Genomic DNA, 9,582 nt, shown 5'->3' on the forward strand with positions numbered 1-9,582 from the left:
CTATTTAAGTGCTCTTTTTAGATTTTTCTTTTGCGAAATGAACTATTGCTGTAATTTAATTTCGCCTAAATCTGTGGTGGCGCTATCTTTCACGGCAACCTTTTCTATAACAGCATCTTTGTATGGTGCATTGGCTTTTACAACGACAGTATAAACGCCTTCTTTGAGGTTAGTAAAAGTAAAAACACCTTGGCTAACCTGCGCTTTTAGCGTGTCTGTCGCCGCTACAAGCGAAACAGCAGAAGCCGCATCACCCGGTGTAATTTTTCCGATTATTCCACCCAATTTAATATTTGTAAAGGCAATTGAACCTAAAGCAAATACAATGAGCAGAGATAATACAACACATAACTTTTTCATGGTATAACGTTTTAGTTGTTGATGTCTTAAATAAATAACACCATTTAGTACAAATAGTTTTAAATAATGAACACTAATTTTTAGATTGTACTATAAATTATACATGGCTGTCAAAATCAAATGTACGGTTTTATTGTAAATGTTAATTAGTGTTAAAAGAATTTCGTAAAAGTGGCGCTACACGTCAGAATTAAGTCACGAAGTTGTGATATTAGAAATATTGGCAATAATGTTGTAATAAGCAGAACATATATGCGTTTTGTATATACTTTAGACAATGATCTAAAGCTTCCTCCGCGGATTAGTTACCCGCCATGAGGATTTCTTCATAAATAGTTTGTTTGGTTTATTATCCGGTTAGAGGAGCCCTCCTCAACCGGATTTTTTCTTTTAAGGCTTTTTCCATTACATTTGACCGTATTCAGAAAACATATCGTGAATAAAAACATTAAAAAGATCGCTATTGTTGGCCCGGAAAGTACGGGAAAATCTACCATATCTCAATTGCTGGCAAAATATTATAAAGTTTCGTGGGTGCCAGAGTATGCCCGCTATTACTGCGAAAACCTGGTTGCCGATTATACCCTGCAAGATGAAGTGAACATGTATTACGGGCAGGTAGCTTTGGAGGACGCTATTTTAGTAACTACCGAAAGCGATTTTATTATTTGTGATACGACTTTTATTACGGTAAAGATCTGGAGCGATGAAGTACTAGGTGAAACACCACAGCAAGTGCTGGATGCACTGCCTAAGAGACCGTACGACCTGTATCTGTTAATGGACATCGATTTGCCCTGGCAAGATGATCCGCTGCGCGATTTCCCCGATAAGCGCGAATATTTTATGCAGGTTTGGCATAATGAACTGAAAGCACTAAATGCGAATTATAAGGTAATTGGTGGATTGGGTGATGAAAGGTTCGAAAATGCAATTAAGGCAGTAAACGATTTTCTTTGTGTATAAGAAAATAGATGTTTCTTGACTAGATTCATGACTTTGTTTGAAATTTGCCAAAAGCTCAGGGCGCTCATTTCCCATTAATAATAAAATGTTTTTTTTAGGAAATGAAAGGTTAGTATTTCATAGGTGCTGTAGTCCCGCCATTCGCTAATTCCGATGAAGGATCGGAACCGCTGCTGTCGGGTTTAGTTAACAGCGGTTTGTTTTCCCAGCACCGGCCTAAGTGAAATAAACCCGATTGTCGGGAAGAGCTTCCGATCCTTCATCGGAACTCGTACCAAAAGCGGGGCTGAAAAAGCTAAATGTTCAGAACCACTCGTTTCCTATTAATATTATTATTTTTTTATTTGGAAATGGAAGGGCTTGTTTCACAGGTTTCATCTGCAGCAGAAACGGGAGCGGGCCTGAAGATGTCAAGCACACAGAACCTTTCATTTTCTAAACCTAAAATCCCACCAAATTCGTTAAGTAATGCTATGGAGTTGTTATTTTTTTGTCCAATTAACCCATAATGCATCAAAAAACACGCTTATTGTTAAATATTTTCTACATTTGCACCATCATTAGGGGTGCCTTGTTTAAATAAACACAAAAACAGGCTGAGATCATACCCATTTTATAGGCGAAAGGTAAAAGGCAGAAGGTGGAGGGTAAAACCCTTAAGCCCTAAACCTCAAAACCCTAAACCTTATAAATGCACCTGATCCGGGTAATGCCGGCGTAGGGATTGGAGTTATGGAAGTTTAACTGAAAATCGGCAATGCCCCTTTTCCGATGGGTTTAACTAAAAACAATAAAATTGAAAAATTTACTTTTTGCAGCGCTTGTTGCAATGTTGCCTTTCTTTGCATCGGCACAAATTACTGTTACCGGTAAAGTAACAGATCAAAACCAGCAGCCACTTCCCGGCGCTACGGTTAAATTAAGAACTCAAAAAACCGCAGTTGTAAGTGATGCCTCCGGAAATTACAGCATCACTAACCTCGTTAACGGAAAATACACGATTGTGGTAAGTTATGTAGGCTATAAAACAATCGAAAGAGCTGTAGAACTTAAACAGCATACTACGCTGGATTTTAGCCTCTCGGCTCAAAATTTCCTGGCAGATGAGGTGATTGTCCGCGCTATACGGGCGACAGAAAAATCAGCAACTACGTATAAGAACATTAGCAAGGAAGAAATCCAACAGAATAACTTCGGACAAGATCTGCCTTTCATCCTTCAGAACACACCAGGAGTTGTGGTTAATTCTGATGCTGGTGCGGGCGTAGGCTATACAGGTATCCGTATCCGCGGTAGCGACAATAGCAGGATCAACGTAACGGTTAACGGTATTCCAATAAACGATAGCGAAAGCCAAGGTACGTTTTATGTAAACATGCCCGATTTTGCTTCATCTGTAGATAACATACAGATTCAGCGCGGTGTAGGTACTTCAACCAATGGTGCAGGTGCATTCGGTGCGAGTTTAAATATTCAGACAACTGCCAGCGAAATGGAGCCCTATGCGGAAGTAAACAGCACTTACGGCAGTTTCAATACCTGGAAAAACACCGTTAAGGTTGGAACTGGTTTGATTAACAACCGCTTTAGCTTTGATGGCCGTTTATCAAGAATCAGTTCTGATGGTTATGTAGACCGTGGTTCATCACTGCTTAAATCATATTTTCTCTCTGGTGCCTACCATGGCAATAAAGACCTCCTGCGCGTAAATGTTTTTTCAGGAAATGAGAAAACCTATCAATCATGGAACGGTATTCCGCAATCACGCTTAGAAAATGATGTGGTTGGAATGAATGCCTATATTGACAGAAACGGATTGGGTGCAGATGACGCCGCTAATCTTTTAAACTCTGGAAGAACTTACAACAGTTTCTTGTACAATAACCAAACGGATAACTATACACAAAACCATTACCAGTTAATTTATGCCAGACAGTTTTCTGATCAGTTTTCTTTTAACGGCGCTTTACACTACACCAAAGGCGAAGGTTATTATGAAGAATTCAGGGCACAGGATAAACTTAAGAATTATGGCTTAAATCCGGTTGTTATTCCGGGAGGAGCACCAGTTACCGAAACGGATTTAATCCGTAGACGGTGGTTAGATAACGACTTTTATGGTGTTACCTATGCCTTTAACTACGTGCCTCAAAAGAATTTAAATTTTACTTTGGGCGGTGCATATAACGAATATAAAGGCGCCCACTTCGGGCAGGTGATCTGGGCCCAGTATGCTTCAAATGGAAATATAGACAGGCATTATTATGATAACGATGGTYTCAAAACCGATTTTAACGTTTATGGTAAAGTAAATTATAGCCCGGTAGAATCGTTAAGCTTATTTGCCGACCTACAGTACCGCCGGGTATATTTCGATGTTGCCGGAACGGAAAACAAACTAAACACTTTGGCTATTAACGAAACCTTGAATTTCTTTAACCCGAAATTTGGTGCAACATATTTTATCAATCCGCAGAGCAATGTTTATGCCTCATTTAGTGTGGCCAACAAAGAGCCTAACCGCGATGACTATACAGATGCCGCTGTTGGTATTTCTCCAAAACCTGAACGTTTGAATGATGTAGAGTTAGGCTACCGTTTTAAAAATGATAAATTTAATGTCGGTGCAAATGCCTATGGTATGTTTTATAAAAACCAATTGGTGGTTACCGGAAAAATAAATGATGTTGGCGGAAATTTCCGTCAGAATGTAGACAGAAGCTACCGTTTAGGGATTGAGGCAGACGGTTCATACACCATCTCTTCTCAATTTGTATTAAACGCCAATGCAGCATTGAGCAGAAACAAAATCAAGAACTTTACCGAATATTATGATGACTATGATAACGGTGGACAGGTGGTAAACAACTATAAATTAACCGACATCTCCTATTCTCCAAGCGCTGTTCTTTTTGGGGAGCTGGTTTACAAACCTGTTAGTGGTTTTGCTGTAGCCTTACAGAGCAAATATGTAAGCAAACAATACCTGGATAATACGCAGAACAACGATAGGACCATTAACGGTTATTGGGTAAGCAATGCACGTTTGGGTTACGACTTTAAATTTGCAGGTGTTAAAAACGTAAACCTTGGTTTATTGGTAAACAATATTTTCGATAAGAAATACGAAAGCAATGGTTATACCTATGGCTACCAGGCAGGTGGAAGCAGGGTAACCGAAAACTTCTTTTACCCACAGGCGGGAACTAACTTTTTGCTAAGCCTGAACGTTAAGTTTTAGAAAAGCTTAACATTCAAAAAACAGGATCGTCATTGCGGAATATACTTGCAATGGCGATTTTGTTTATATTGCCTCCTGATCTTAAAATCAAATCATCTTAAAAATCCTGTTCACCCAGTATGAAATATATAGAGAGGCTTCATTACATTACGCACGATATCCCCCATTTAAGCCATATCGAACAGGTGCAACAGGCCTGCGAGGCTGGCGCAAAATGGATCCAATACCGTTGCCTGAGCAAAAGCGATGAAGAACTCTTACAGGATATTAATGCGATAGCCGAAATCTGTGATGATTGGGGTAGCACCTTAATCGTTACCGATCATGTTCATTTAAATGGAAAGGCCGATATACAGGGTTTTCATATGGAAGATATGGATGCCGATTTTATCGCCCTGCGCAATCTGGTTGGAAATGATATCACCCTTGGAGGATCAGCAAGTACAATAGAAAATTTAATCAGACTTGCCCAGGAAGGAGCCGATTATGTTGGTTATGGTCCATTTGCAGAAACTGAAACCAAACCCAATAATTATGCGCTTGTAGGTACCGAGGGCTATCAACAGGTAATAAAAGAATTGAAGGCGATGTCCATCAATATTCCGGTGTTGGCGGTGGGCGGGATAAAAACCTACGATGTAGAAGCTTTAATGCAAACCGGTATTTATGGTATAGCCGTATCCGGAGCCATTAATTTTGCCGATGATTTTATTGAAGCCTATCAAGATTTTTACACTTTAGTTAAAGAAACTACTGTTAATTAACACTTTATAGTTTGAAGCCTGTAGGATAATTTTTAGTTTTGGGATAAAACCTAGCTAATATGTCTGAAAACGCTCTTCAAACCAATGCACCCTGGAACATTTATAAAAAAATCTCTTTCAGATTCTTTTTCCTTCTGTTACCTCTTTTCATCATCCTGAACAATAACGGGGCTTTTCAATTTCTGTCGGGATTACTGCAGTTGCCGAGTTTGGTCCTGCACCATTTTATTCCATGGTTTTCTAAACATATTATCCATTACAATTACGATTTTACAATTTATACCAATGGCAGTGGGGATACCTCTTACGATTGGCTATTATTGCTTTTTATATTTTTCGTTTCGGTAATAGGCTGTATCATCTGGTCGGTTTTAGACCGCAAACGCAAAAGCTACAATGCTGCCTATTATTGGCTCGTGGTACTGGTGAGGTTTTACCTGGCCTTTACCCTGATATTCTACGGCTTAATAAAGGTAGTCAAACTCCAGTTTCCAGACCCTTCCTTAACCAGATTGCTTCAGCCTTTTGGCGATGCATCACCAATGGGCCTGGCATGGACTTTCCTCGGTTTTTCGAAAGGTTACAACATTTTTATGGGTATTGTAGAAGTTTCTGCCATTTTATTGTTGTTCCGTAGAACGGTAGTGGTTGGTGCCTTTCTTTCACTAGCGGCCACGGCACATGTAATGGCGATGAACTACTTCTTCGATGTACCGGTAAAACTACTCTCTACCGCACTTGTGGTAATGAGTCTTTTTATTTTGGCACCGCATTTCTTAAAGCTATACCGCTTCTTTCTCAAATATGAAAGTCAGCAGCTGGATAAAATGTATCGCCCTACCTTTAAAAAGCGATGGCTTTACATTTTGGCTTATAGCTTAAAATATTTGTACATCACCGCCTCTATCGTTTCCTTACTGTATACATTCATCCAACAAACAAAAATTTATGGCAGTGCTGCACCCAAGCCATTTTTGTATGGCATTTACAATGTAGAAGACATGACGCTCAAAGGTAAGACTTTGCTCCCGTTAACTACGGACAGCACCCGTTGGAAACAATTGATTGTCAGTCGAGAGGGGTACGCAAGAATAAAAAAGATGAACGATAGTACCGCTAATTTCACTACTGTTTTTGATCAGAAAAAGAAAGAACTGGTATTAAAATCTACCAGTAAAGATTCATTGAAGTATATGTTAAAATACCATGTTATTGGAAAAGATAAGCTGGTGATTTCTGGTCTGAGCGATAAAGATTCTATATCGGTAAGCTTTAAAAAGAAAGATATGAAAGATTTTAGACTCATCAACAGGGGCTTCCATTGGGTGAGTGAATATCCATACAATCGTTAATCATTTTACCCCTAACTGATTCTTCTTATACCGTACTTAAAGCGAAATTTCTATATTCGCAGTATGTCTTCACACCATATTGTAAAAGAAAAACAAGAGCCGGCTTTATACATCGATGAGCTTGGGAATTTTAATGAAGAGCTTTTGGGGCAACTGCTCGAATGGAGCCCTACGCTTTTGGTTAACGGAGAAAATTACGATAAGATTTTTTCTTTAGGCTTAAAGGTAGATGTGCTTGTAAACGGGAACGGACAGGAAACGCAAGAGGATACAAAAGTTATTCAAGGCCCTGTTGATGCTTTAATGGTGGCGGTAAATTATCTGTACGAAGAGAAATATCCCGCGGTAAATGTAATTGCGAAGAAATTTGATCTGGAGAAGTTTGCCGGATTTGAAGACAAAATTAATCTGGTGGTGTTTACTGAAAGATCGAAGCACTATCCCATAAAACCGGGATTCTCCGTTTGGAAACCTGCAGGAAGTGAATTCCTGATCCATGGCAACCGATATATCGAAGTAACTAACCTGGTGCAGAATGAAGAAGAAATTTTTACTGTAGTTAAAGATGGCTTTGTAGAATTTACCTTTTCAGGACAACCAATTTTTATTAGCGAACCAATATGATTACCCTCAGAAAAGCAAAAGAAGAAGATATAGAAATCATCAGGGCTATTGCTGCGGCAACCTGGCCATCAACCTACCTCGATATTATCGGGCAGGAACAGATTGATTACATGTTGGATAAAATGTACAATAAAGGAGAACTCCTAAAGCAATTTATGGAAGGGCATATTTTCCTGATTGCAGAGGAAGGCGAAAATCAGTTCGGTTTTGCAGGATATTCTATTGTTGGACACGAAGAGCGAATTTACAAACTGCACAAGCTTTATGTGCTGCCATCTGCACATGGCAAAGGTGTTGGGAAAATCTTAATTAATGAGGTTTTTAACCAGGTTAAGGATGCCGGAGGAAGTGCTTTACAATTGAATGTGAACAAGCATAATAAAGCCAAAGATTTTTACCTAAAAGGAGGTTTTACCATTAAAGAGTCGGTAAAACTTGATATAGGTGAAGGTTACTTCATGGACGATTATGTAATGGAATACAAATTCTAATCTACTCTCTTAAGGTAATATTCTCGATCGCTTTTGTCAAAATGTTTTATGGCGTAACGCAGCATGGTACGGGGCATTGTTGTGGCATGTTTTTCTAAGAAAGCCATTAGCAGGGCTTTATTTTTTGTGCCTGCCTGCCTGATCCAACCACCAACTGCTTTGTGGATCAGGTCTTCGCGATCATTTAAAAGAATTTGTGCAATGCCAAAAGTATCGGTCAAATCGCCTTTACGGATAAAATAAGATGTGCTCACTATTGCTGTCCGGCGCTGCCACATATTTTCTGAAACGGCTAATTGGTATAAAATATCTCTTGGTTTATCAAATAAATAACTGCCCACTACAAAACATGCGGCACGGTCTACCAGGTCCCAATTGTTAATCCGGTCGTGCCGGTTAAGGTAAAGTTCAAAAAGGGCTTTCTTTACATCTTCAGTTGTTTTTTTATCCCTTGCCCTAAAATCCATTATGCTTACTGCACCTGCCCGATGTTCATGAACCGGACTTTCTAAAAGCTTTTCTATTTCCTGAACAGGCATGGCCACAAAAGCTTTGGCAACTTCGAAAACCTGCCCCATCCGAACGCCAATAAACCGGTCTCCCGCCCCGTAATCACCCTCCTCAGTTTTAAAATAACGGGTAATCTTTTCCAATTCTGCGTTAGATTGGTAGGTGCTTAATTTTTCAATAAAAGCAGCAGCTGTTAAATTTGTAGTTTGTTTGGAGATTTTCTCGACAGACATTTTGTTCAGGTTTCCAGTTTAAATATACACAAAACAGAAAACCCGACCAGCATAATGTTGATCGGGTTTTCACAATTGAAGGGCTGAGTGTTAATTTTTCATACGGCCTTGTTCCGCTTCGGTTCCTGTTGCACGGCGGCGGGCAGGTTTAATTTCATTTTTACCAAAACGATAGGTAAAACTGATTCTACCAATTTGAGTTTCATTTTTTTGATGTACCGAGTAAGTTAAACCCGGATAGGCACTTGATAAATTGTTTTCAGACATGTTAAATACATCTGATAAGGCCAGCTTCAAACTTGCTTTTTTGTTAAACAGCGATTTACTCAAACCCGCATCCACATAATAACGGGCTTTTAAACTTAGGGTACCGTAATCAAGCGGAGATTCGTAACTGCCATTTATTTCTGCCGTAAAACCATCCATAATGGTAAAGGTTTGTTGCGATTTAAACTGGAAAGAGGTTTTTCCGGTTTTTAAAGCGCTCCCGGCCAAATCTGGTGATTTGAAACTGAGGTAAAAAACATTTAAATTATTGTTGGTCTGCCACCATTTCGTAATCTGAACGGGTACGTTTAAATTGGCATTGTAGCTAATGTTGGTGGCAATATTTGCATTCGTTTGATATAACGATTGATTTGCTGCATCAGGTAAAATTACCTCTGCAATTACATCGTTAACCCTGCTATAGCCAATTGAGAGCATATATTTTTGTAATAGAGTATAACTAAGCTCAAAATTGTGTGTATACTGTGGATTTAAAAAGGGATTCCCTTTGCTATAGGTAAATTCGTCTAAATAATAAATAAAAGGATTTAAAGCATCATAACTTGGGCGGTCTATCCTCCTGCTATAAGAAAAACCCAACTGATTGTTTTTTGAAAGCGTTTGTTGAACAAATAACGTTGGAAAGAAATCCCAGTAATTTCGTTCTACAACAGTATTTTTGGTAATCAGATTTCCTTTCGAATTGGTTTGCTCAACCCTTAAGCCAATCTGTACGCTGGTATTTTTAAACTGCTTGTTTATATTGGTATAAGC

Annotated in this window: 9 protein-coding genes; 6 read left to right on the forward strand and 3 right to left on the reverse strand. The window is 39.1% G+C overall.

Annotation, left to right across the window (positions count from 1 at the left end; genetic code table 11):
• Positions 1 to 42 precede the first annotated feature (42 nt).
• Entirely contained in the window at positions 43 to 360 is a 318-nt protein-coding gene (locus AC1DPQ_RS08350) for a carboxypeptidase regulatory-like domain-containing protein (RefSeq protein ID WP_477580296.1), read from the reverse strand.
• Between the two features lie 435 nt (positions 361 to 795).
• Here AC1DPQ_RS08350 and AC1DPQ_RS08355 point away from each other — a divergent pair, with 435 nt between their 5' ends.
• The 6 genes from AC1DPQ_RS08355 to AC1DPQ_RS08380 all read left to right on the forward strand — a co-directional run bounded on the left by AC1DPQ_RS08355 (position 796) and on the right by AC1DPQ_RS08380 (position 7,798).
• The gene (locus AC1DPQ_RS08355; protein ID WP_477580294.1) at positions 796 to 1,326 is read left to right on the forward strand and encodes an AAA family ATPase; all 531 of its coding nucleotides are present in this window, start codon (positions 796 to 798) and stop codon (positions 1,324 to 1,326) included.
• Between the two features lie 796 nt (positions 1,327 to 2,122).
• Positions 2,123 to 4,567: a TonB-dependent receptor gene (locus AC1DPQ_RS08360; protein ID WP_477608774.1), complete on the forward strand. Its 2,445-nt coding sequence runs from the start codon at positions 2,123 to 2,125 to the stop codon at positions 4,565 to 4,567.
• 119 nt (positions 4,568 to 4,686) lie between these two features.
• Positions 4,687 to 5,331, forward strand: a complete 645-nt coding sequence (locus tag AC1DPQ_RS08365; RefSeq protein WP_477582107.1) for a thiamine phosphate synthase — start codon at positions 4,687 to 4,689, stop codon at positions 5,329 to 5,331.
• 59 nt (positions 5,332 to 5,390) lie between these two features.
• The gene (locus tag AC1DPQ_RS08370; RefSeq protein WP_477608776.1) at positions 5,391 to 6,683 is read left to right on the forward strand and encodes a hypothetical protein; all 1,293 of its coding nucleotides are present in this window, start codon (positions 5,391 to 5,393) and stop codon (positions 6,681 to 6,683) included.
• 63 nt (positions 6,684 to 6,746) lie between these two features.
• Positions 6,747 to 7,307 carry a hypothetical protein gene (locus tag AC1DPQ_RS08375; protein WP_029276811.1) on the forward strand — a complete coding sequence of 187 codons (561 nt, stop codon included), beginning with the start codon at positions 6,747 to 6,749 and terminating at the stop codon, positions 7,305 to 7,307.
• Positions 7,304 to 7,798, forward strand: a complete 495-nt coding sequence (locus AC1DPQ_RS08380; RefSeq protein WP_029276813.1) for a GNAT family N-acetyltransferase — start codon at positions 7,304 to 7,306, stop codon at positions 7,796 to 7,798. Before AC1DPQ_RS08375 ends, AC1DPQ_RS08380 begins: the two co-directional genes overlap by 4 nt.
• On the opposite strand, the gene AC1DPQ_RS08385 is transcribed toward AC1DPQ_RS08380, so the two are convergent.
• Positions 7,795 to 8,541, reverse strand: a complete 747-nt coding sequence (locus AC1DPQ_RS08385) for a DNA alkylation repair protein (protein ID WP_477582112.1) — start codon at positions 8,539 to 8,541, stop codon at positions 7,795 to 7,797. The genes AC1DPQ_RS08380 and AC1DPQ_RS08385 overlap by 4 nt on opposite strands.
• A 90-nt stretch (positions 8,542 to 8,631) precedes the next feature.
• Positions 8,632 to 9,582, reverse strand: a 951-nt coding sequence (locus tag AC1DPQ_RS08390; protein ID WP_477608778.1) for an outer membrane beta-barrel family protein, incomplete at its 5' end; no start/stop codon positions are given.

It is taken from the genome of Pedobacter sp. 01T416_2, from assembly GCF_056398925.1.

Excerpts from the sequence above, each read along its gene's own strand:
- AC1DPQ_RS08380 (WP_029276813.1), top strand. The coding sequence starts at position 7,304 with ATGATTACCCTCAGAAAAGCAAAAGAAGAAGATATAGAAATCATCAGG.
- AC1DPQ_RS08350 (WP_477580296.1), bottom strand. The coding sequence starts at position 360 with ATGAAAAAGTTATGTGTTGTATTATCTCTGCTCATTGTATTTGCTTTA.
- AC1DPQ_RS08385 (WP_477582112.1), bottom strand. The coding sequence starts at position 8,541 with ATGTCTGTCGAGAAAATCTCCAAACAAACTACAAATTTAACAGCTGCT.
- AC1DPQ_RS08375 (WP_029276811.1), top strand. The coding sequence starts at position 6,747 with ATGTCTTCACACCATATTGTAAAAGAAAAACAAGAGCCGGCTTTATAC.
- AC1DPQ_RS08365 (WP_477582107.1), top strand. The coding sequence starts at position 4,687 with ATGAAATATATAGAGAGGCTTCATTACATTACGCACGATATCCCCCAT.
- AC1DPQ_RS08370 (WP_477608776.1), top strand. The coding sequence starts at position 5,391 with ATGTCTGAAAACGCTCTTCAAACCAATGCACCCTGGAACATTTATAAA.